General features: G+C 33.2%; 21 protein-coding genes. 4 read left to right on the top strand and 17 right to left on the bottom strand.

Annotated elements, in window-relative coordinates:
- Nucleotides 1-153: 153 nt before the first annotated feature.
- From BHY08_RS03005 to BHY08_RS02985, 5 genes are all read right to left on the bottom strand, one after another.
- Nucleotides 154-1,731, bottom strand: coding sequence for a peptide chain release factor 3 (locus BHY08_RS03005; protein WP_071456464.1), 1,578 nt, complete (start codon nt 1,729-1,731; stop codon nt 154-156).
- A gap of 552 nt (nt 1,732-2,283) precedes the next feature.
- Nucleotides 2,284-3,705, bottom strand: a complete 1,422-nt coding sequence (locus tag BHY08_RS03000) for a flotillin family protein (RefSeq protein ID WP_118250720.1) — start codon at nt 3,703-3,705, stop codon at nt 2,284-2,286.
- Between the two features lie 29 nt (nt 3,706-3,734).
- Entirely contained in the window at nt 3,735-4,253 is a 519-nt protein-coding gene (locus tag BHY08_RS02995) for an NfeD family membrane protein (protein WP_071457814.1), read from the bottom strand.
- A 143-nt stretch (nt 4,254-4,396) separates the two neighbouring features.
- The gene (locus BHY08_RS02990) at nt 4,397-7,147 is read right to left on the bottom strand and encodes an FtsX-like permease family protein (RefSeq protein WP_071456462.1); all 2,751 of its coding nucleotides are present in this window, start codon (nt 7,145-7,147) and stop codon (nt 4,397-4,399) included.
- Between the two features lie 13 nt (nt 7,148-7,160).
- Nucleotides 7,161-7,862: an ABC transporter ATP-binding protein gene (locus BHY08_RS02985; protein WP_071456461.1), complete on the bottom strand. Its 702-nt coding sequence runs from the start codon at nt 7,860-7,862 to the stop codon at nt 7,161-7,163.
- 143 nt (nt 7,863-8,005) lie between these two features.
- On the opposite strand from BHY08_RS02985, the gene BHY08_RS02980 reads away from it, so the two are divergent.
- Nucleotides 8,006-8,671 (top strand): DNA/RNA non-specific endonuclease, encoded by a 666-nt coding sequence (locus BHY08_RS02980; RefSeq protein ID WP_071456460.1) that lies wholly within the window; start codon nt 8,006-8,008, stop codon nt 8,669-8,671.
- A gap of 12 nt (nt 8,672-8,683) precedes the next feature.
- Nucleotides 8,684-9,064, top strand: a complete 381-nt coding sequence (locus BHY08_RS02975) for a hypothetical protein (protein ID WP_071456459.1) — start codon at nt 8,684-8,686, stop codon at nt 9,062-9,064.
- Nucleotides 9,065-9,083: 19 nt separating this feature from the next.
- Here BHY08_RS02975 and BHY08_RS02970 read toward each other — a convergent pair whose 3' ends face one another.
- The 6 genes from BHY08_RS02970 to nagA form a co-directional block, all read right to left on the bottom strand.
- Nucleotides 9,084-10,301: a DUF4097 family beta strand repeat-containing protein gene (locus tag BHY08_RS02970; RefSeq protein WP_071456458.1), complete on the bottom strand. Its 1,218-nt coding sequence runs from the start codon at nt 10,299-10,301 to the stop codon at nt 9,084-9,086.
- Between the two features lie 2 nt (nt 10,302-10,303).
- Nucleotides 10,304-10,633 carry a DUF1700 domain-containing protein gene (locus BHY08_RS02965; protein WP_071456457.1) on the bottom strand — a complete coding sequence of 110 codons (330 nt, stop codon included), beginning with the start codon at nt 10,631-10,633 and terminating at the stop codon, nt 10,304-10,306.
- Complete coding sequence (locus BHY08_RS02960; RefSeq protein ID WP_071456456.1) at nt 10,620-10,952, bottom strand: PadR family transcriptional regulator; 333 nt, start codon at nt 10,950-10,952, stop codon at nt 10,620-10,622. The genes BHY08_RS02965 and BHY08_RS02960 overlap by 14 nt, the downstream gene beginning before the upstream one ends.
- 155 nt (nt 10,953-11,107) lie before the next feature.
- Entirely contained in the window at nt 11,108-11,923 is an 816-nt protein-coding gene (locus tag BHY08_RS02955) for a YusW family protein (protein WP_071456455.1), read from the bottom strand.
- Nucleotides 11,924-12,089: 166 nt separating this feature from the next.
- The gene (locus BHY08_RS02950; RefSeq protein WP_071456454.1) at nt 12,090-13,181 is read right to left on the bottom strand and encodes a M24 family metallopeptidase; all 1,092 of its coding nucleotides are present in this window, start codon (nt 13,179-13,181) and stop codon (nt 12,090-12,092) included.
- Between the two features lie 62 nt (nt 13,182-13,243).
- Nucleotides 13,244-14,395: an N-acetylglucosamine-6-phosphate deacetylase gene (gene nagA, locus BHY08_RS02945; RefSeq protein ID WP_071456453.1), complete on the bottom strand. Its 1,152-nt coding sequence runs from the start codon at nt 14,393-14,395 to the stop codon at nt 13,244-13,246.
- Between the two features lie 236 nt (nt 14,396-14,631).
- Here nagA and BHY08_RS02940 point away from each other — a divergent pair, with 236 nt between their 5' ends.
- Nucleotides 14,632-14,805, top strand: a complete 174-nt coding sequence (locus tag BHY08_RS02940) for a DUF2187 domain-containing protein (RefSeq protein WP_071456452.1) — start codon at nt 14,632-14,634, stop codon at nt 14,803-14,805.
- Nucleotides 14,806-14,834: 29 nt separating this feature from the next.
- Here BHY08_RS02940 and BHY08_RS02935 read toward each other — a convergent pair whose 3' ends face one another.
- From BHY08_RS02935 to BHY08_RS02910, 6 genes are all read right to left on the bottom strand, one after another.
- Nucleotides 14,835-16,052 (bottom strand): pyridoxal phosphate-dependent aminotransferase, encoded by a 1,218-nt coding sequence (locus tag BHY08_RS02935; protein ID WP_071456451.1) that lies wholly within the window; start codon nt 16,050-16,052, stop codon nt 14,835-14,837.
- Between the two features lie 90 nt (nt 16,053-16,142).
- On the bottom strand, nt 16,143-16,838 hold the full coding sequence (locus tag BHY08_RS02930) for an ABC transporter permease (protein WP_071456450.1): 696 nt from the start codon (nt 16,836-16,838) through the stop codon (nt 16,143-16,145).
- Nucleotides 16,838-17,767, bottom strand: a complete 930-nt coding sequence (locus BHY08_RS02925) for an osmoprotectant ABC transporter substrate-binding protein (protein WP_071456449.1) — start codon at nt 17,765-17,767, stop codon at nt 16,838-16,840. Before BHY08_RS02925 ends, BHY08_RS02930 begins: the two co-directional genes overlap by 1 nt.
- Nucleotides 17,767-18,402, bottom strand: a complete 636-nt coding sequence (locus BHY08_RS02920; RefSeq protein ID WP_071456448.1) for an ABC transporter permease — start codon at nt 18,400-18,402, stop codon at nt 17,767-17,769. Before BHY08_RS02920 ends, BHY08_RS02925 begins: the two co-directional genes overlap by 1 nt.
- Nucleotides 18,402-19,568, bottom strand: a complete 1,167-nt coding sequence (locus tag BHY08_RS02915; RefSeq protein WP_071456447.1) for a betaine/proline/choline family ABC transporter ATP-binding protein — start codon at nt 19,566-19,568, stop codon at nt 18,402-18,404. Before BHY08_RS02915 ends, BHY08_RS02920 begins: the two co-directional genes overlap by 1 nt.
- 75 nt (nt 19,569-19,643) lie before the next feature.
- Nucleotides 19,644-20,387 carry an acyl-[acyl-carrier-protein] thioesterase gene (locus tag BHY08_RS02910; protein WP_071456446.1) on the bottom strand — a complete coding sequence of 248 codons (744 nt, stop codon included), beginning with the start codon at nt 20,385-20,387 and terminating at the stop codon, nt 19,644-19,646.
- Nucleotides 20,388-20,570: 183 nt separating this feature from the next.
- Here BHY08_RS02910 and zwf point away from each other — a divergent pair, with 183 nt between their 5' ends.
- Nucleotides 20,571-22,079 carry a glucose-6-phosphate dehydrogenase gene (zwf, locus tag BHY08_RS02905; protein WP_071456445.1) on the top strand — a complete coding sequence of 503 codons (1,509 nt, stop codon included), beginning with the start codon at nt 20,571-20,573 and terminating at the stop codon, nt 22,077-22,079.
- Nucleotides 22,080-22,087: the final 8 nt, after the last annotated feature.

The following is a 22,087-nucleotide window of genomic DNA, read 5'->3' as shown; positions in this document are numbered from 1 at the left end:
TAAACACTAGAAAACGATTCAAAAATATAGAATTAATCTAATTCTATCAATAATACTATTTCTTGCAAAAAAAGTTTTTATAAAAAATATTGAATAATCAATAAAAAAACCTCTCTCATCAACAAAATTGATAAGAGAAGTTTTAATTTTATCCTATAACAATGTCTTCAACTCAACTTCTGGATACTTATCTGCAAACCAACGCATCGCAAATTGGTTTTCAAATAAGAATAATGGTTGGTCAAATCGATCTCTTGCTAAGATATTTCGACTTGAACTCATTTTTTCATCTAACTGAGATGGGTCAATCCAACGAGCAATTTTGGTTCCCATTGGTTCCATGATTAACTCAGTATTGTACTCATTCAACATACGATGTTTGAATACCTCAAACTGTAGCTGTCCAACAGCTCCAATAATATAATCCTCAGTTAAATAAGTTTTATATAATTGAATAGCTCCTTCTTGTACTAGTTGATAAAGTCCTTTGTGGAATGATTTTTGTTTCATCACATTTTTCGCCGTAACTTTCATAAATAACTCTGGCGTAAATTGTGGTAAATCTTCAAATTCAATCTTATCTTTACCAGTAAATAAGGTATCACCAATCTGATAAGTTCCTGTATCATACAACCCAATAATATCACCAGCCACTGCTTCTTCTACGATTTCACGAGAATCAGCCATAAACTGGGTTGAGTTATTTAACTTAATTTTTTTCGATTCACGAGCTAACTTAACTTCCATGCCTTTTTCAAAGCTCCCTGAACAAATCCGAACAAATGCAATTCTATCTCTATGAGCTGGGTTCATATTTGCTTGAATTTTAAAGACAAATCCAGAAAAGTCTTTGTCATAAGGACTAACTTGGCCACCATCTTTTGTTTCATGCTCACTTGGTTTTGGTGCAAATTGTAAAAATGTTTCTAAAAATGTTTCCACACCAAAGTTTGTCAAAGCAGAACCAAAGAATACTGGGGTTAATTCACCTTTAGCAATTTTTTCTTCTGAAAATTCATTTCCAGCTTCAAGTAACAACTCAACTTCTTCCATTACTTGTGAAAAAATAGATTGTTGTTTTAATGGGTGATCCATTTCTAATTCTCTTTCATCATTAAGAGGTAAAAACCTTTCATCATCAAATCGATCAGGACGATGAATTTCGATACGATTATTATAAATATCATATAATCCTTCAAATCCTTTTCCCATACCGATTGGCCAATTCATTGGATAAGAATCAATTTCTAACACTTCTTCTAATTCTTCTAGTAAATCAAGTGGCTCACGACCATCTCTATCTAGTTTGTTAATGAATGTAAAAATAGGAATACTACGCATACGACATACTTGGAAAAGTTTTTTTGTTTGTGCTTCAATCCCTTTAGCACTATCAATGACCATGACAGCACTATCGACTGCCATCAATGTACGATAAGTATCTTCCGAGAAATCCTCATGTCCTGGTGTATCTAAAATATTCACACGTTTACCTTGAAAATCAAATTGCATCACTGAACTTGTTACCGAAATCCCACGTTGTTTTTCAATATCCATCCAGTCTGATTTAGCATAGTTACCCGTTTTTTTACCTTTTACTGTCCCAGCATTTCTAATCGCGCCACCAAATAATAATAATTGTTCCGTAATTGTTGTTTTACCAGCATCCGGATGCGAAATAATGGCAAACGTTCTTCTTCTATCGACTTCTTTTTGTTGATCAAATCCCATATATAGACTCCTCTTAGTTTTTCTATGTAGTTATTACTTAGTTAGTAGAAATTCACGCTCTAGTATAACATAAAATCTCAATTAATAGATTTTATTTCATAAAATTTTAAAAAGGCAAGAGAAAATACCCCTGTCTCAGAGTGAAGACAAACTAATTACTTATTAAGAGTATTGGGTTGTCTTTTTTATATTAAGACATACAAAAGTTAACCAATTTTTCATGTGCATTTTTCTTTATCTATTCCAACATTAACAGTCACGCCTTTTCTCTATTTTACCAAAAAAAGACAAGGCATCGAAATTTATCAATACTTTGTCTACAGTCAGAATGCAAATAAATGCGGTTTATTATTCCTTTTTTTGTGAATTAAGATATCAGCTATTTCTATTCACTCATTACAATTTTCTGTCATTTTTGCTGACTATTACAACGTGTACAGTCGGCCTTCTATGCTCTCTATTTTACCAAAAAAAAGACAAGGCATCGAAATTTATCAATACTTTGTCTACAGTCAGAATGCCCTTAGTAAAATATCTAAAGGTGTTCTTTCATTATTCACTTTTTTTTGCGACAAATGATTCTAACATATCCTTAACATTTAAACCTGTTGTTTCTTTTAGTGTTTCTTGAGTAGAAGCTAAAAGGTTTGTAGCATAATTTGTGACACGATTCGCTCCACTATTATCTCCACCTTGACCAGTATCTACAACAGAAATTTTCTCGATATTTCCTAATGGTTGTGCTGCTTGTTTCACTAATTCAGGTAAGATTTCAATAATCATACTCATAACAGCAGCTTCCCCGTATTGTTTAAATGCTTCAGCGATTTGTTCTTTCGCTTTGGCTTCAGCCTCACCAATCGCTAGAATAGCATCCGCCTCAGCTTGCCCTTCCATTCTAAGTTGAGTAGCATTTGCTTTAGCCATTGCTTCCACTTTAAATTGTTGTGCTTCAGCTTCGGCTACTTCAGTTGCTTTTTCTGCTAAGGCTTCTTGTTCTTTAGCATAACGATCCGCGTCGGCTTTTTTCTTCACTTCGGAGTCGTATTGACGTTCACGACGTTGAATTTCTTTTTCTTCTAATTCAATTTGTTTTTGACGTTCAATGACTTTAACTTCCATTTCTTGCTCGATAACGTGTTGTTGTGCTTTAGCACTTTCTAAATTATAGGCTTGATCAGCTTTCGCTTTTGCAATATCTTGCTCTTGTTTATAGGCTGCTAATTTTAATTCTTTTTCTTTCGTTGCTTCAGCAATTTCTGTTTGGCGCTGTAATTCTGCTTCTTGCGATTCTTTTTCTGCTTGAGCTTTTTTAATACGTGTTTCTTTACTTGCTTCAGCTTCAGCAATTTCAGCATCACGTTTTACTTGGGCAATACGAGGTTTTCCTAATGAATCAAGGTAACCATTTTTATCACGTACTTCTTTAATAGTAAACGATACAATCACAAGTCCCATTTTAGCTAAATCTACACTGGCTACTTCTTGAACACTTTGAGAGAATTTATCTCGGTTTTGATAAATTTCTTCCACTGTCATTGACCCTAAAATCGAACGTAAATGTCCTTCTAATACTTCGCGTGCTTCATTTTCTAATTCTTCACGTGTTTTTCCTAAAAATTGTTCCGCTGCAGTTGCGATTTCTTCAACTGATGAGCCAATCTTAATAATAGATGTTCCATCTGCCATAACTGGTACACCTTGTTCAGTATAAACATCTGGTGTTGATACGTCTAATTTACTTGATAAAAGACTCAAACGATTGCTTCTTTGGAAAACTGGTAAAACAAATGCTCCACCACCACGTACAATTTTGACACGATTTCCTTCATTGTCAGCATGGACATTTTTATTTCCTAAATAGCTCCCACTAATAATCAATGCCTCATCTGGTTTAGCTGTCTGATATTTTGAAACAAACACAATCAACAACATCACTAAAATAAACGCAACTAACCCAATGGCTACAAACATTAAATTCATTTACATTTCTCCTTTTTGTTTTAAAAATTTTCTACATACGGTACAACATAACAAACTCTTTCTCTTACTTCTATAATTAGTACTTCCTCACCCTTATTTATTTGTGTTTCTTGTTCTGTATAAAAGGTTGCCGGACGACTCATTATCCCTGTTACATTACTTATTGTGATTTCCCCCATGCCTTTAATAGGTATTGGCGTTACCACAGTTGCGACTCTTCCTTCAAGCGTTTTCTCCGATACTGAAATCGTTGATTCTGAATTCTTTAAAGGAATTAATATATAAAAATTTAATAAAAATACAATAATTGATGATAGCAAAACAGCAATAGCAAATACCCAACCACTACCCAGGGTTGTTAACGTTTCCCCGATGTAGCCAAAAAGTGACGTAAATGCAATCCAAGGTACAATTAAGATTGGATCAATCGGTCCGTCAAATTGGAGGATATCCCCTATTAAAAACAAGACAACTGATAGGATGGTACAAATGATTAACATATAAAAATACACTTGCTCAATTGATTGTATTCCAAACATCCCTCTCACGCTCCTTCCCACCTTAATAATAATAGTTTACCAATCTTTTGATTAAAACAACAGAAAAATCGTACATTTTCCAACCGATATTCGAAAATCGTAGCAAAAAAGACAAAAGAGATAGACCCTTTTGTCTTTCATTATTATTCTGTTGATTTCAATGCTTCAATCATATCAACATGTTTCAATTTACGATGCATAATTAGCATCACAATAAATGAAAACAGAATCGTTAATAAGGCTGATAACACATAGCTGATTGGATGAATGGTGGTTGGGAACATCATCATATCAATCTCCGCTGTTTTTAACACATAACCATGTAGTAATACACCAAGTACAAATCCAACTAAGATACCTAGTACTGTTAAGATGTTATTTTCTCGGTAAACATACATCGTTACTTCTCTATCATAAAAACCTAATACTTTAATAGTAGATAACTCACGAATTCGTTCTGAAATATTGATATTTGTTAAATTATATAGAACAACAAAAGCAAGTAATGCCGCAGATATAATCAATACCCACACCACAATATTTAAACTAGACATGGTATCATCCATTGCCTTACCTATTTGACTTGTAAACGATACATTGCCAGCGTAATTACTTTTTATTAATCTATCTGCTAACTCATTTTCTTTTATCTCACTTAATGATTTATCAAACTTAAGTAGTTCAACATTATAATCTGGTTTTTCACCAAATATTTTTTCATAATAACTTGGTGTCATATAAGCAAAATTCATGACATAATTTTCAACAACTGCTTCAACCTTGACTGTGACATCTTTATTATCAGTATCTCGAATGGTAAGGTCATCACCAGTTTTAACATCAAAAAAGTTAGCTAATTTTTCATTGATAATGATGCCATTATCATTTAATGAATACTTTTTATCACTGTTGCGATCTTTAAATGTAATAAAATCAGCTAGTTGTTTTTCTTGTTTTGGTACATCAACCGTTACTTCTCGATTTGTGTATCCTTTTTTAACAACCGTCATATTATTCTGAGATAAATCGAGACTTGACGTAATATTTTTATCGTTTTCTTTGATTTTTGCATACTCTTCTTTTTGTGCAGTTGTACTATCGTCATTAAATGTAACTGTTGCATCATAATGCCAAATTTTATCAAATTGGAGTGGTACAATATCACCGATTGAGTCTTTCAATCCAAATCCAGTCAAAATCATTGCCGTACAACCTGCTATACCTAAAATGGTCATCAACATTCGTTGTTTATAACGGAATAAATTTCTGGCTGTTACTTTTTGGTTAAAGCTAAACCTATCCCACAACCAAGAAAATCGCTCCAACAAAATTCGTTTACCTGGTTTTGGTGCTTTAGGTCTCATAAGTAAAGCAGGAGTGCTTAATAAATCAACTCTAAGTACAAACAATGACGCTAATAATGTACATAATAATGCCACTATAACTGACTGAATTGTATAACCAATGTAATAAGTAATTATCACTGATGGTAAATTATACATACTACCATATGCATCAAATATAACTGATGGAAACAAATTATATCCTATTAACAATCCGGCTAAACTCCCCACAATACTGGCTGTTGTAGAATACACAATATACTTTAAAGCAATTTCAAAATTAGTATATCCTAATGCTTTTAGTGTTCCTATCTCACCTCGTTTTTCGTCAACCATGCGAGTCATCGTAGTTAGCGAGATAAGAGCTGCAATCATGAAAAAGAATACAGGAAACACTGTTGCAATAGAAGAAATCCGATCTGCATTATCTTGAAACTCAGAATAAGAGGGATTATCATCTCTTGAAAAATAATGATATGTCGGTTCTTTTAAATCCTCCACTTTTTTTTGACTTGTTGCGAGTTCTTCTTTAGACTCTTTGATTTTTTGCTGTTCTTCTTCTATTTTTTTCTTTTCTGCTTCTAACGTTTTGCTTGCCTTTTGTAGTGTTTGTTCTTGAGCAGCATCCACTGGCATTCCTTGTTGTTTTGCTGCTTCTAGCAATTGTTTATTTTTATTTAATTCTTTTTCTTTTTCAGAGAGTAGTGTTTGACCATCAGATAATTGCTTTTCACCATCTGCTATTTTAGCTTTAGCATCATCTAGTTTTTCATTTGCTTCTTTTTTCATCTTGTCTAATTGTTCAGATGGACGATTTTTTAAAGTTTGCTTCAAACTTTTAATGTCTTTGTCGTATGCTAAATTATATGCTTTACTATAACTTTCTAATTTAGCTGTGTCTTTATATTGAATATACGCTTCTGTATAAACAGGAAGGTTAAACACATCTTCTTTGACATAGCCAAAGTAATCAATGGTCCCTTTACCTACTGTCGTATATCCTCTCGAAACGTTATCTATATAAATCGGGCTCTTGATAAATCCAACAATTTTAAATTTATCTCTTGATACACTATCTGAATCATCTTTTTGAATCGAAATTGTGTCACCAATTTTGTAAATTTGATTGTCTAAAACCTGTGTATCTAGTGCGATTTCATCTTCTTTTTCAGGTAACTTACCTTCTACTAAAACAGGTAAATTCAACTCATTTTTATCTGAAGAGTAGGACATTAGTTTTAATACATGATTATTCTCTTCAGTTAAAACATCTAAACTATAAGACGGTTCAACTATGTTAACCTTACTATCGCCTTTGATTAGATCGATGTCTTTATCTTCTAAACCTGTTGTTGAAACAAGTTTCGTATCCATCAATTTGTTGTCTTTATAGTAAGTATCAGCTGTATGTAACATATCGGGACCTGTTGCTTTTATCCCCGCATAAAACCCAACACCTAACATGATGATCAGTAGTATCGAAATAAATCTTGCTTTTGATTGATAAATTTCTCGAAAGGTGGACGTCCATAATGCTTTTTTCTTTTTCATTTACTTGAACCTCCTACCATTCTAAGTCACTAGCTTTTACTGGATGTTCATTTTTCTCCACACTTCTCACTTGTGCATCATTGATACGAATCACTCTATCAGCCATTTTTGAAATTTCAGAATTATGGGTAATCACAATCACTGTTGTCCCATATTTTCGACATGTTTCTTCTAATATTGCTAAAACATGTTTCCCTGTCTCAAAGTCAAGTGCCCCTGTTGGCTCGTCACATAATAATAATTTTGGATTTTTAGCTAACGCCCTAGCAATCGCCACACGTTGCTGTTCACCTCCAGATAGTTGGGCTGGAAAATTATTTTTTCGATGCCCCAGTTGAACCATATCCAACACACTATCCACATCCAATGCCTTTGGTGATACTTGTGAAGCCAACTCAACATTTTCCTTAGCTGTCAGATTTGGTACTAAATTATAAAATTGAAAAACAAAACCAACATCTAACCGACGATATTTTGTCAGTTCTTTTGAAGTAAATGCTGCAATATTCGTTCCATCTATTATGACATGCCCTTCATCACAACTATCCATACCACCTAATATATTTAAAACGGTTGATTTACCAGCCCCACTAGGTCCTAAAATTACGACAAATTCACCTTTTTCAACTGAAATATTAATGTCATTATTTGCAACAATCACATTATCTCCCATTTTATAGCGTTTATACACATTTTTTAACTCGACATAACTCATAGAATCACTCCTTCTTATCTCATGAATCATTATAACAAAAGACAGTTTATTTAAACATCGATAACATTTGACGTTTGAGAACGCTTGTTCTTTTACTGAGAGTATCGTATAATAACAATCGATTATAAAATAAGGGGTATTGTATGTCTACAAAAAATAAGCGAAAAAAATCATCACCAATTCAATATATTATTGGATTAGTTGTCTGTATTATATTAGTTGTTGCAGGAGTAAAATCACCGGATGCACTCCTTGATTTTTTACCATTTGATAACAAGGAATCTTCACCAAAAACAAGTGACACAATAAAGAAAGATAATCCAGGCCCAATTGAACACGGCAAATCTCGTTTCACTGCTAATGAGTTGAGAGATAGTTCAAAAGGATGGGTTGAATATGGCAGATTAGATAAATTAGGTAGACCAACAACAGCCAATGCATTAATCAAACCAAACATGATTAATACTGGAACATCTGCCAACCAAAGTATTCGTCCACCTGGTTTTATTTCAGGTTTAGAACCACATAATCATTCACGCGGTCATTTAATTGGGAGACAACTAGGTGGAACTGGGGACAAATTAGAAAACTTAGTGACTCTATATCAAAATCCTGTAAATACACCTTTTATGACAAAATACGAAAATTTGGTGAGAAAAGCTGCGGATGAGGGTGAAACAATTCGCTACCGAGTTGAACCTGTATATAATGGTAATGAAGATATGCCTATTGCCGTTGATATCGAAGGAAAAGGGCTAAGTAAACAATCAACAATTGATTTTTATGTCACAATAGAAAACAAGCAGTAAAGGAGCATTCAAATGATTACCTTTCACGAAATCGCTAGTCAAATAACTAATAATTCACCTAACTATTTTTTAGAGATAGTTAATACAAACCATCTACAAGAGTTAACTGACTATTTTATTTTTTCGACAGAAAAAAAACAGCAAAATTTTTATCAAACGCTTGATTTTTTAGCAGATGATGGTATCTGGACACAAGAAGAATTACAAGAGTATACCTTTATTGCTCAAACGATTGATAGTGACTACGTTTTAGCAACAGATAGTCAGACTCTGGTCATTCCATATTCTTGTTTTAAATCTGAGAGTGAACACTTTGATTTAACAATAGCATCGTTTTTTTCATCTGTTGAACAAGGAACTTTAAATTCAAACGTAATAGCAAAAATAGACTAAAAGGAATCTTCCTTCAAGTCTATTTTTTTATAATATCTATTTCACTAGTAACTGTTTCTATTTCAAATACCTTTCCTTTATCAATATCTGCACTATTTTTGAAATCATTACGAACATTTTTATTGCCAGATTTAACTAAAAAGTCTGGAGCTTCATTATCTTCGTCCACATATTGGAACCATTTTACTAATCCTGATTCACTTTTTATACTTCCTTTTATAGGCTTATGTTGGGTTATAATAACTGACCCTTGACCATTAACTACATCCAATGTTCCTTGATTTTCTCTTAAAATAATGTTTCCATTTTTAATATTCAGTGTTGTATGGCCAATTTGATTTTCAATCACCAAAGTATTTTTATCACTTGTGATATTAACTTTATCCAGTGAAGTATCTGTCATAATTAGTTTGCCCCTATTATTTACGACATTGGCTTTATCACCATTAATATTGAGTAAGTTAGTAAACCCTGTTTGCGTTTTGACAGTCATGTTACCTACACCATTTTTAATAATACTTTTTCCCTTTTCATTATTTACTTCAATCGGTGTATCAAAACTATTAACTAATAAATCGGCTTTTTCACTTACCACTCTGAGATGTTGACTATCAATATCTTCTAACACAATATTACCTGTTTCCACCGTTATATCAAAATGTCTAACCAAAATATCTCTAGCCTGGATATCCGCATTTTCAAAATCTAGCACTAGATTTTTTTCCGTTGATTTCGGAATACTTAACGATACATCTAATTCGCCCATTGCAGTAAATAAGGACATCGGTGTTTTTTGTCCTAAATCGATGACCATCTCTTTATTGTCTATCAATTCTTTTAAGGCTTCTTTACTGCCTTTGGTCATTTTCCCTTTTAGCTTTATACTAGGATATGTACTACTTGTTTGCTCAATCGTTAAATTAATCGGAAAATCACCTGTTAATGTCAGCGATTCAAATGAATTCTGATTTAGTTGAATACTTTCATCGACTATTTCACCCTTATAAAAGAATAATTTATAGTGGATGCTATACATTATAAAAAACGATATAATTACGAAAATAAGAGTAAAAAAAGACATGCGTTTCGTTGATTTATGATTTATATCTCTTAATAAACCTAAACCAAAAAGAGAATTACCAAATATAAGAGCAATCAGGAAGCTAAAATGACCATACTTTATTAAATTCCAAATGAAATATACAAAACTAAAGACAATTAATAATACAAATACCACTTTTAATGTAACGACCCCCCACGTTTCAATCGGGATACCTGTTTATATAGCTTATCTTTTTTCCCTTGAAGCGCAACGATTTGTACTTCTTCAATTCCAATAATATCAGTTTCATACTGCATTGCTTTATTTAATCGTTTATCCTCATAAAACGCATCAACAATTGCTTTAGGCGTTCCAAGTTTTGTCAAAATAACCTCGACTGGTTCACCTTGTTCTAGCTTAATCTCTATATGTTCTAACATATCTTCTTTTATTTCTTCAAATTCATCCATGTCTTTCACAAGAAAAAGTTTTTTCATCTCATCAAAAAAATTCTCAATCTTCTCCATTATCTTCCTCCTGACACAATGATTGTACACTTTCGACAAACAGATTCCATTCAGAAAATAGTTTTTCCAAATGTTGTCTTCCTTTGTCTGTTAGCGAATAATACTTTCTAGCTGGACCACTGCTAGACTCTTTCAAATAAGTTGAACAATATTCCTCTTTTACTAAGCGTCTTAAAATAGGATATAATGCTCCCTCTGTAATAACTATATGCTCATTCATCTTTTGTGTTAATTCATACCCGTATCTATCTTTATTCTTTAGTAGGTATAAAACACACAGTTCCAATACCCCTTTTTTAAATTGATTCGAAATTTTCATAATTCTTCTAAAAGCCTCCTACGGCAATCATTCATTTTTAATATTACACGAATTCCATCAAAAGATAAACACTATCTATAATAAAAAAGGTTACTATAAAATAAGTTTAACTTTACTTTATAGTAACTCCAATTGGTTAGACGACAAAAAATGTCTTATTTAATTTTAAAATCAACTTTTGATTCATCAAAGTATTTCACTTTGAAATCAAATTTCTTGAAGTTTTTATCTGCATTTAACTTGTTTAACACATGATTTTTAATATCATTTTTAGACATAGTACGAACATCTACACTATCAAAGATATCAATCACAAACGCTTCGGCTTGATCGCCTTTTACTTTTGTTCTTGTTGCTTCATTTTCAAACTCAGCTTTTACACGACCGTCTTTTTTAACATCAACATCTAAATTAATGTCTTTGTTTTTTGCACGGTAGTCGATTTCGATTTCAATTTCTTTAATGTTTTTATCTAATGTACCAGTTGCTGGTACTTCAGGTGTTTCTGAATCCAGCGTTTCAGTTTCTAGTACTTCAACTTCTGGCACATTCTCCGTTACCACTTCAGAACCAATATTTACACGTTCAAACCATCCAGTATTCATATAAACTACTTTGAATTCAACGTTTGCATTGTTCAACATATCTTTTAAGATACCTTGGGATTGACGTGAGCTTAATGAAACACGTTGTGCTATCTTAGCTGCTTGAGAATCATTGTATCCTAATTCTTTCCAAGTATCAGTTTCAGATAATAAATTATATATTTTTTGAACATTTGATACTAACAATTTAATCTTTGTTGCTCTTTCTAAATCAGCTTTAGTAAATGTAAGCACTGATTTTCTTGCTGTTTGAGAAACAACTGTTTTCGCATCGACACTTTGTGTACTGAAAACTAACGCTGAACTTCCAATTGATAATGTTACTAATGATAATATTGTTAGTTTAATAAATTTCTTTTTAAACATACCTTTTCCTCCTAAATGTTTATATACTATTCTTATGATACTACTGTATTATGAATAATACTATTTGTCAAATAGTCTTTAAAAAATAGTTGAATAATACAAAAAGCCGTTGAATCAACCTTTCAAGTTAATTGAACGACTCTTTATAAAAATAATTTTAAATGTTTTAATCAATAATAATTAATTCTTTTGGGTATTCATTTAATATTTTGCATCCATCTTTGGTTACAACAACTAAATCTTCAATTCGTACACCTACCTCACCTGGAATATAAATACCTGGTTCAATAGAAAAAATCATACCCTCTGATACTTTGTTTGTATTACTTGCTGATACATCTCCTGCTTCATGAACTTCAGTCCCAATAAAATGACCTGTTCGATGTGTAAAATATTCACCGTAGCCTTTGGATTCAATATAATCTCTTGCTGCCGCATCGATATCACATAAACGTACCCCTGGTTTTACAGTTGCAATAGCACGTTTATTGGCTTCTAATACTGTCTCATAAACATCGCGACTTTTTTCAGAAACGTCTTTATAGAAAACTGTACGTGTCATATCAGAACAGTACCCATTTTTTATGCCACCAATATCTAAAATAATACTATCACCAGCTTTAACAACAGAATCATCATTCATATGATGTGGATCTGCACCATTTGCTCCGTATGCTACGATTGGTTCAAACGAAAAGCCATCATTTCCTAAGTCGTGATAAATTTTCTCTAAACGTTTTGTCATTTCTAATTCTGTTAGTTCTTCTGGTATTAACCCAATTAATTGATGGACAGCTAAATCATTATCGTGAGAAGCATCTAACATTTTTTCTATCTCATCTTCTGTTTTGATTGCTCTGACTTTATCTATGACATTAGAGCTTAATGTATACTGACTGATTGGTACATCTATTTCTTTCATAATATCTAACAGAAAATGAGCAGCCCAATTTTTTTCGACCGCAATTGGTTGTGATTTATCTAATTCTTTAGCTAACTTTAATACACCCATTCCTTCGTCTGTATCATCAACCACAATAATCGGCATACCTAAATCAGATTCTGAAACAGGAAACAATCTATTAACAACTGCCACATGATGTCCATTTTCTCTTATAATTAATGCAACTAATCTCTCACCCGGATCGATTGATTGACCAGTTAAATACGAAATAGAGGCTTGATCTGATACCACTAATTGTGGTAAATGTTGTTGTGCCATCTCTTTTAGCACACGATTCATTCGTTCATTGTTCATTACACTTCGACTCCTTTTTCTTGAATAAAAAAACGGTAGAAAACTCTACCGTTCTACTTAGTTTATTGTACTTCATAACGGCATTCACCGTCTAGGTATGTTGCTTCTAAATTCATTGATTTATCTAATACGATAAAATCTGCAGCTCTACCAGATTTTATCATACCGCAAATATCATCCATTTTACAGCTAACTGCTGGCACATAAGTTGCCATCATTATAGCTTCTGATGGTGTTGCAATTCCCCAATCAACAACATTTTTGATAGCTTCTTTTAATTTTAAAATGCTTCCTGCTAAGTTTCCTTCTCTCATTCTAGCTGTTCCATCTTTAACCGTCACATTAAACTCACCTAACATGTATTCCCCATCCGACATACCACCTGCCATCATACAGTCAGTAATTAATGCCACATGATCTCTACCAGTCGAATCCATTAGTATTTCAGCAGCAGTTGGATGAACATGATGTCCATCACAAATTAATTCTGAAAAAACATGTTCTAAACTAAGTGCGGCTCCAACCATACCTGGTTCACGATGGTTTAAACCACGCATACCATTATATGTATGAACAAATACGCTAGCACCTGATTCTACTACTTCTTTTGCTTGAGATAAGGTTGCATTACTATGCCCTAATGCCACAACAACACCACTGTCTGTTACTTGTTGGACAAATTCTTTCACACCTTCACGTTCAGGAGCGAGAGCTATTTTTTTGATAATGCCACCCGAAGCTTCTTGCCATTCATTAAATACCTCAATGCTTGGATCTGAAAAATAACCAGGATTTTGAGCACCTTTATGTTCTTCAGTAAAGAAAGGGCCTTCAAAATAAATACCTTGAATTTTTGCACCTTTAACGTCATCTTTTATTTCGCCGATTGTTTTGGCAACGTTTTTTAATCGTTCATGATCTGAAGTCAACGTTGTCGGTAAAAATGATGTGACTCCACATGATAATAAGGCTTCTGACATTACTTTAATTCCTCCAGCATCATTATCCATGACATCATGATTTTTATACCCATGAATATGCGTATCAACTAATCCTGGTGCCACCCATTTACCCGATAGGTCTACTAACTCTGCATCTATATCAGGATTTTCTGATGATATTTCGCCAAAAATACCGTCTTTAATCATTAAAAAACCAGGTCCTGTTTCACCACTTGCTAAAAAAAATTTATCAGCGTAAATCACTTTTTTCATTGCCAACACTTCTTTCTTTTATTAATACTTTAAAATTATCACTCTTTACATCATTAGTCAACAAATGGTCTAGACTTTTCGTAAAATTCACTTTTTTTAGTGTACTGTGTATTTATATATGATTGATAGTGATAAAATAAAAAGGTTTTTATTCCACTTTTTGCTTTTTTAATGTTATAATACAGAAATAATTATTACAGTGTTTTTTATTTTTGGATGATATGGGAGAGATTAGTATGGATACTCAAGAAAAAGTGTTCTTTAAATGGCAAGGAAGTAACTATGAAGGTGTCATTGAAAAAGAATACGACAATTCAGTTTTAATCGATGTAAATAATCCAGATGAAGAATTAAAAGAAAAATATTTAGGTAGAATTGTTATTAGTAAAAAAGATATTAAACAAAAATAAAAGTAGCAAGCTGGATTGGCTTGCTACTTTTATTTTTGTTTATAAGTTGATAAGAAAGTCTCTAAACTTTTTGTCGCTTTTTTTAATTCTTCCATCTCTGGTAAGTATACGATCCTAAAATGGTCTGGAGTAGACATATTGAATCCTTTTCCATGGACTAATAAAATTTGATGATCATGTAAAAAGTCTAAAACAAATTTTTCATCATCTTTTATATTAAATCGCTCAATATCTAGTTTAGGGAAAATATAAAAAGCAGCTTGTGGTTTTTTTACACTCACACCTGGAATGGCATTTAGTGCATCTGTAATATATTCACGTTGCTCATAGATTCTTCCACCCGGTAATAATAATTCATCCACACTTTGATGACCTCCCAAAGCTGTTTGGATAATTTGTTGTGATAAAACATTTGAGCAAAGTCGCATAGAAGCCAACATATTGATTCCTTCTATATATCCTTGAACATGTTTTTTCTCACCACTAATGACCATCCAACCACAACGAAATCCAGCAACTCGATGAGATTTAGATAACCCGTTGAATGTCACCACACATAGATCCGGAGCTAAACTAGCAATGGATACATGTTCCAAACCATCCATTACTAATCGATCGTAAATTTCATCTGAATATATAATTAGTTCATGCTCTCTTGCAATCTTCACAATTTCCAATAATAACTCTTTTGAATATAAAGCACCTGTTGGATTATTAGGGTTAATCAACACAATCCCTTTAGTTTTTGATGTGATTTTACCTTTAATATCATCAATATCAGGATACCAATCCGCCTCCTCATCACACACATAATGTACTGCACGACCACCAGCTAATGTAATAGCTGCGGTCCATAATGGATAATCTGGCATTGGCACAAGAACCTCATCGTTATTATCAATCAACGCTTGCATTGAGAGTGTAATTAATTCACTGACACCATTTCCAGTATAAATATCGTTAATCGTAACATTAGGTATTTTTTTTAGTTGGCAATATTGTTGAATCGCTTTTCGTGCCGAAAAAATTCCTTTTGAATCTGAATAACCTTCAGATTCTCTAGCATTAGTTATTAAATCATGAATAATTTCATCAGGAGCTTTAAAACCAAACGCAGCAGGATTTCCAGTATTTAATTTTAATACATCAATTCCTTTAGCAGTCATTCTATCTGCTTCTTCTAATACCGGACCTCTTACATCATAGCTAACATAATCTAATTTGGATGATTTTTTAAATTGTCTCATCGGTTTTCCCCCTAATAAAAAACTTGCCTTCATTTTTTCTAAATTACACCTAGAAACAATGAAAAGCAAGTTAATTTTTCTTTAAATTATTTATGGTGTGTCTTTACCGTCTACTGCCGTTGACGCCCCAACCAGTTTTCCTGCTGGATCTAGCCGTTTTTCCACCAATCCTAATACCCAGTCAGTTACTATCGCCATTAAAGCGGTCGGTAACGCCCCAACTAAAATAATAGCCGTTCCATCTGTCGCGTTGGTTCCTCTAATAATAATATCTCCTAAACCACCAGCTCCAACAAATGATCCAATCGCGGTAATACCTATTGCTACGACAAGAGCATTTCTAATTCCTGCCATTAAAACAGAAATAGATAATGGCAATTCAATCATCCATAACCTTTGGAATGGCGTCATCCCCATACCTTTTCCTGCATCAAGTATGTCTTTGTCTACTTGTGTCATACCGGTATAAGTGTTTGAAATAATCGGTAATAAGGAGTATAAGAACACCGTGATAATAACCGTATTCACCCCTAAACCAAATGCCAACATTAACAATGACACCATAGCTAGTGACGGCACTGTTTGGATGACATTTGCCGCACCAATTACCCAATCAGCTAATCGACGTTTTTTAGCAATAAAAATCCCAATAGGAATCCCAACAATAGCTGCAAAAAAGACCCCGTAGATTGAAATAAGAAAATGTCTAACAAATTGAGAGAGGACATAACCACTATTGTTTTGTAAATAATAAAAGAACTGTTGCATTATATTCATATCTTGCATTATTTTCCCCCCTCAAAAAAGTTATTTTCGCGTAAGAATTTTTTTGCGACTGTTTCAGGTTCTAATAGATTATTATCTGCTTCGTAATTAAGTTGCTGCATGGTTTTTGTATCTATTTTCCCAGACAATTTAAGTAATGCTTCTTTTAATTTTTGATTTTTATTCATCACATCATTATCAATCACAATACTACCATCATAAGGTGGGAAAAATCTCAAATCATCTTCTAACACAACTAAATCATAACTTGCAATACGTCCATCTGTTGAATACCCTAAAACAACATCCATTTTTCCAGCAGCAACCGCATCATATACAAGACCTATTTGCATAGGATAAACCCTTTTAAAATCGACGTCATATGTGTCTGAGAATGCTTGATAACCGTCTCCATCACGTTTCATCCAAGATGTATCAACACCAGCTGTTAGTTGATCGGCAACATTTTTCAAATCACTAATTTTTTTCAAATTATATTTTTCAGCTGTTTCCTTTGATACCATAAAAGCATAAGTATTAGCGAATCCATAAGAAGGTAACCATGTTTGATGATATCGCTTGTTAAATTCTTCTGAAACAATATCAAACGCTTTTTCTGGATCTTTTTCAGCAGGTAAATTTAGTGTCCCACTTAAGTCCGTCCCTGTATAACGACCAGCAGAAATATCAATATCTCCATTAACCATTGCATTGTGTGCTACTGTACTTGTTCCCAAATTATTGATAAGAACGACTTTATCATCTGTATAATGTTCAATCATCCCTTTAACCAAATTGGCTAATATCTGATTTTCCGTTGTGGCCAAAGATCCGACACGAATGGTTTGAGTATCTCCTTTTCCACCACCTAATCCAGGTAATTCGCAACCTGTTAAAAAGAGAAGCCCTATCATTAAAATGAATAATAATTTGTTTTGTTTTGTTCTCATTAACTATTAGCCTCCTTCATTTTGGGAGATAGTCTTTTTTCTAATAGTCCTAACAAAAAATCACTTATTAAAGCTAGTAGCACCACTGGAATAGTTCCTCCAATAATTAATTCTGGTTTGTATAAGTTCAATCCACTAAAAATTAAATCACCTAAACCACCACCACCAATATACGAGGCTAAAGTTGCCCAAGCAATAACGTAAACCGTTCCTAAACGAATACCACGCATAATTGTAGGCAAGGCAAGTGGAACTTCTACCAAACGAATTTGTTCATAGTCGGTCATCCCCATTCCTTTAGCTGCATCTACCATATTAGGATCTACTCCTTTAATACCCAAATATGTATTTCTTAAAATAGGTAGAAGCGAATAGATGAACAACGCGACAACTGCGGTCATTTTCCCGACCCCAAAAAAAGGTATAAACATTGTTAATAAAGCTAACGAAGGAATAGTTTGTAATACACTAGCAAGTCCAATGATAATGTTTGCTAATTTATTTGTGCGAGTCAATGCAATGCCTAAAGGTACCGCTACAATCACACCAAGTAGTAAAGCGATGACTGAAATATATATATGTTCAAATATTTTGACAACTAATTCATTTCCATTTTCCAATAAGAAGGTATTCATTATACTTCCTCCTTCTCTACTGGTGTTTCATCTTCAGATGATGAATCCTCTTCTCCCCAAATCGTATCATAAACCATGTCTACAAGAGATGAACGAGTTAAAATTCCGACTAGTTTTTTATTGTCATCAACTACTGGCACATATTTCAAACCACGTTTTAAGATACGTTGAATGGCATCTCTTAAAAGGGCTGTTTGTTTAATATAGAATACATCAAGCTCCATAATATCCCCAACACTTGTTGAGTATCCACGCTTATCATTAATAGACTCAACATCAATAAAGCCTTTTAAGACATTATTGCCATCGACAACAAGTAACGTATCCACTCGTTTTTCACGCATCAAACGAATCGCTTGAGACAATGATTTTTCTGGTGTAATCGAAATAGCACGTTTCATCATGACTTCACCTACTGTAATAAAGTCTTGCTGACTATGCATCAAACGCTCTTTCCCGATTAATTCGCGGACAAAATCATTCGCTGGATTACGTAAAATATTTTCAGGTGTGTCACATTGAACCACTTTTCCATGACTCATGACTACAATTTTCGTTGCTAATTTTAGAGCTTCATCCATATCATGTGTAACAAATACAATCGTTTTCCCCATTTTTTCTTGCAATTCTTTAACAAAATCTTGTAATGAATCGCGAGTAATAGGATCTAATGCTCCAAAAGGCTCATCCATCAAAATAATATTTTGATCAGCAGCCAACGCACGAATCACACCGATACGTTGTTGTTGTCCACCAGATAATTCATTTGGATAGCGATCAAGCATTTCTTTAGGCAGCTCAACTAACTTAATCAATCTTTCTGCTATTTCATTGCGTTCTTCTTCAGGCCATTTCAATAACTTAGGGACTAGTGTAATATTATCTCTAATTGTCATATGGGGTAGCAGACCAATATTTTGAATGACGTAACCAATACTACGACGTAAATCAACAGGATTTTCTGTCATGATGTCTTTGCCATCAATTAATATTTTGCCTGATGTGGGTTCTATCATACGATTTATCATACGCATTGCAGTTGTCTTACCACTACCACTTGTTCCAATAAAACAAACAAACTCCCCATCTCCAAATAATAAGTTCATATCAGATACTGCTTTTTTATTTCCTTTATATATTTTCGACACATTTTGAAATTCAATCAAAATTTTGCAACTCCCTTTTTATTTTTATAATTTAAGTGTGCATGATTTTAACTTAATATGCAAATGATAGTATACCTAACTATTTATTAGTCTTTTTCCCCACTGTATCAATCCCTCAGCACACAGAATATCCCCTGATTTAATTTGATGAATAGTTTTTAATTCATCCGTTTTTTCTACTATACTCTGAACGGATTCTCCATAACGAATCTCTTTATTAAATTTAATCATCACGCGAGTTGGTTGATGATTTATTAAAAAATCATAGGATAAGCTATCCATCATCCAAGCCGGATAAGTAGCATTATTAACATGATGATTGTCATCTATATCCCAAAAACTTGCATCAAATGAACGATTGATATTATCTTCATGAAGCTTTGGAATGTTTTCTCCCCTTTTGATTCGCTTAATTTTTTCAGAGTCAAAGGGGGCAATTATCTCATCTGGTACTGCATGAACTTTTCTAGTAGATATATCCATCAATGCAAATGTTGACTCCATAGAAGCTAATTCGTTATTATCACTATCATGTAACCAAAAACGACGGTAACAGAAATATTTATTGTAACTCTCTGCCTGTGTTGTAATATATATGTCATCATCTACTTTAGGAAGATCAGTTATTTGTAAATCATGTTGCGTAATGATCCAATTAACGTTAAATTGCTTTAATAACCTATCATTAACGCCTAAAGAATTACTTTGATTACTAGATGTTCTTATCATCATCTTAATCAACATAGGAACTTTTAACATACCCTCAGAGTCACAATCGTAATATGGAATTGTGTACTTTTCAGTAAATTTTTTTGCCATATTCTCAACCTCTCATATATTTTTAATTAATTATATCATAGAAATAAGGATTACTTTCTCGTGATGATTACGTGAAAAAAAATCTCATAAAACTTTAATTTATTGATTTGTATCTCTTTTACAAGTAAAATAAGACCAATAATAAGATTATTCAGATATTTCGTAAGGAAAGTAGGAAATAAGATGACTCAAGAAAACAAAGCTTTATTTATCATCTTTGGGGGAACTGGAGATTTAGCCAAACGAAAATTATACCCATCTCTTTTTCGTTTATTCCGTAAAGGAGCAATTGGCAAACACTTTGCGGTGATTGGAACAGCTAGACGCGAATGGACAAATGACCATTTTAGAGAAGTTGTCACTGAAAGTATCAAAGAATTAAACCCAACACCAAAAGAAATAGATTCTTTTACGTCTCATTTTTATTACCAAGCTCATAATGTTACTAATACAGAAGAATATGTCACCCTTGAAAAATTAGCGAGTGAATTAAATGAGGAGTATCAACTAGAGGGCAATCGTATTTTTTACTTGGCGATGGCACCAAGTTTCTTTGGAACAATCGCACAACACATCAAATCAGAACATATTTTAAGTGACGATGGATTCAATCGCCTTATCATCGAAAAACCATTTGGAACGGACTACAAAACTGCAAAAGAGTTAAATGATTCGATTTCTGCTGCGTTTACTGAAGACCAAATTTTCCGTATTGATCACTACTTAGGAAAAGAAATGGTACAAAATATTTCTGCTATTCGTTTTGGAAACAACATTTTTGAATCGTTATGGAATCATCATTATATTGACAATGTGCAAATCACATTAGCCGAATCTTTAGGGGTAGAAGAACGTGGTGGATATTATGATAAGAGTGGGGCATTAAAAGATATGGTACAAAATCACATTCTTCAGGTGGTTGCTCTACTTGCTATGGAACCACCAACTATCTTTTCTGATCGCGCTATTCGTACAGAAAAAATTAATGCCCTTGAATCAATTCGCATCTATAACGAAGAAGAAGTCAAAGAAAACTTTGTTCGAGGACAATACTCAAGTGGACTTCTTGGAAATAATAATTTTGTTGGATACCATGATGAAAAAGATGTTGACCCTACTTCTTCAACCGAAACGTTTGTAGCTGGTAAATTTATGATTGACACATTTAGATGGTCAGGAGTTCCTTTCTATATTCGTACAGGTAAACGTCTAACTGAAAAAGGGACACGTATAAATATTGTGTTTAAACCAACACCTATCAACGTTTTTCGTGAATCAACACAATCTGAAGAATTACCTGAAAATATTTTAACTATCTATATCCAACCAACAGAAGGATTTTCTTTAACTCTTAACGGAAAAGAAGTTGGTCCTGGTTTTGCAGTAGATCCTGTTAAATTAAACTATCGCCATTCAAGTGAAACACTTGAGAATAGCCCTGAGGCCTATGAAAAACTCCTGCTTGATTGTCTTAAAGGAGACGCAACTAACTTCACTCATTGGGACGAAGTAGCTGCGTCATGGAAAATTGTTGATATTATAAGACAAACTTGGGATAAAGAAACAGGTGCTATTCCAACTTATTCAGCTCGAACTATGGGACCAAAAGAATCGTTCGATTTACTAGAAAAAGATGGCCGTAGTTGGGTTTGGGAACCTGAACAATGGTATCGAGAAAAAGAATTACTATAATACAAAAG

The organism is Vagococcus teuberi (assembly GCF_001870205.1).
Lineage (GTDB): Bacteria > Bacillota > Bacilli > Lactobacillales > Vagococcaceae > Vagococcus > Vagococcus teuberi.
This window is presented reverse-complemented; position numbering and strand designations above follow the sequence as displayed.

Excerpts from the sequence above, each read along its gene's own strand:
- BHY08_RS03005 (WP_071456464.1), bottom strand. The coding sequence starts at position 1,731 with ATGGGATTTGATCAACAAAAAGAAGTCGATAGAAGAAGAACGTTTGCC.
- BHY08_RS03000 (WP_118250720.1), bottom strand. The coding sequence starts at position 3,705 with ATGTTTGTAGCCATTGGGTTAGTTGCGTTTATTTTAGTGATGTTGTTG.
- BHY08_RS02995 (WP_071457814.1), bottom strand. The coding sequence starts at position 4,253 with ATGTTTGGAATACAATCAATTGAGCAAGTGTATTTTTATATGTTAATC.
- BHY08_RS02990 (WP_071456462.1), bottom strand. The coding sequence starts at position 7,147 with ATGAAAAAGAAAAAAGCATTATGGACGTCCACCTTTCGAGAAATTTAT.
- BHY08_RS02985 (WP_071456461.1), bottom strand. The coding sequence starts at position 7,862 with ATGAGTTATGTCGAGTTAAAAAATGTGTATAAACGCTATAAAATGGGA.
- BHY08_RS02980 (WP_071456460.1), top strand. The coding sequence starts at position 8,006 with ATGTCTACAAAAAATAAGCGAAAAAAATCATCACCAATTCAATATATT.
- BHY08_RS02975 (WP_071456459.1), top strand. The coding sequence starts at position 8,684 with ATGATTACCTTTCACGAAATCGCTAGTCAAATAACTAATAATTCACCT.
- BHY08_RS02965 (WP_071456457.1), bottom strand. The coding sequence starts at position 10,633 with ATGGAGAAGATTGAGAATTTTTTTGATGAGATGAAAAAACTTTTTCTT.
- BHY08_RS02960 (WP_071456456.1), bottom strand. The coding sequence starts at position 10,952 with ATGAAAATTTCGAATCAATTTAAAAAAGGGGTATTGGAACTGTGTGTT.
- BHY08_RS02955 (WP_071456455.1), bottom strand. The coding sequence starts at position 11,923 with ATGTTTAAAAAGAAATTTATTAAACTAACAATATTATCATTAGTAACA.
- BHY08_RS02950 (WP_071456454.1), bottom strand. The coding sequence starts at position 13,181 with ATGAACAATGAACGAATGAATCGTGTGCTAAAAGAGATGGCACAACAA.
- nagA (WP_071456453.1), bottom strand. The coding sequence starts at position 14,395 with ATGAAAAAAGTGATTTACGCTGATAAATTTTTTTTAGCAAGTGGTGAA.
- BHY08_RS02940 (WP_071456452.1), top strand. The coding sequence starts at position 14,632 with ATGGATACTCAAGAAAAAGTGTTCTTTAAATGGCAAGGAAGTAACTAT.
- BHY08_RS02935 (WP_071456451.1), bottom strand. The coding sequence starts at position 16,052 with ATGAGACAATTTAAAAAATCATCCAAATTAGATTATGTTAGCTATGAT.
- BHY08_RS02930 (WP_071456450.1), bottom strand. The coding sequence starts at position 16,838 with ATGCAAGATATGAATATAATGCAACAGTTCTTTTATTATTTACAAAAC.
- BHY08_RS02925 (WP_071456449.1), bottom strand. The coding sequence starts at position 17,767 with ATGAGAACAAAACAAAACAAATTATTATTCATTTTAATGATAGGGCTT.
- BHY08_RS02920 (WP_071456448.1), bottom strand. The coding sequence starts at position 18,402 with ATGAATACCTTCTTATTGGAAAATGGAAATGAATTAGTTGTCAAAATA.
- BHY08_RS02910 (WP_071456446.1), bottom strand. The coding sequence starts at position 20,387 with ATGGCAAAAAAATTTACTGAAAAGTACACAATTCCATATTACGATTGT.
- zwf (WP_071456445.1), top strand. The coding sequence starts at position 20,571 with ATGACTCAAGAAAACAAAGCTTTATTTATCATCTTTGGGGGAACTGGA.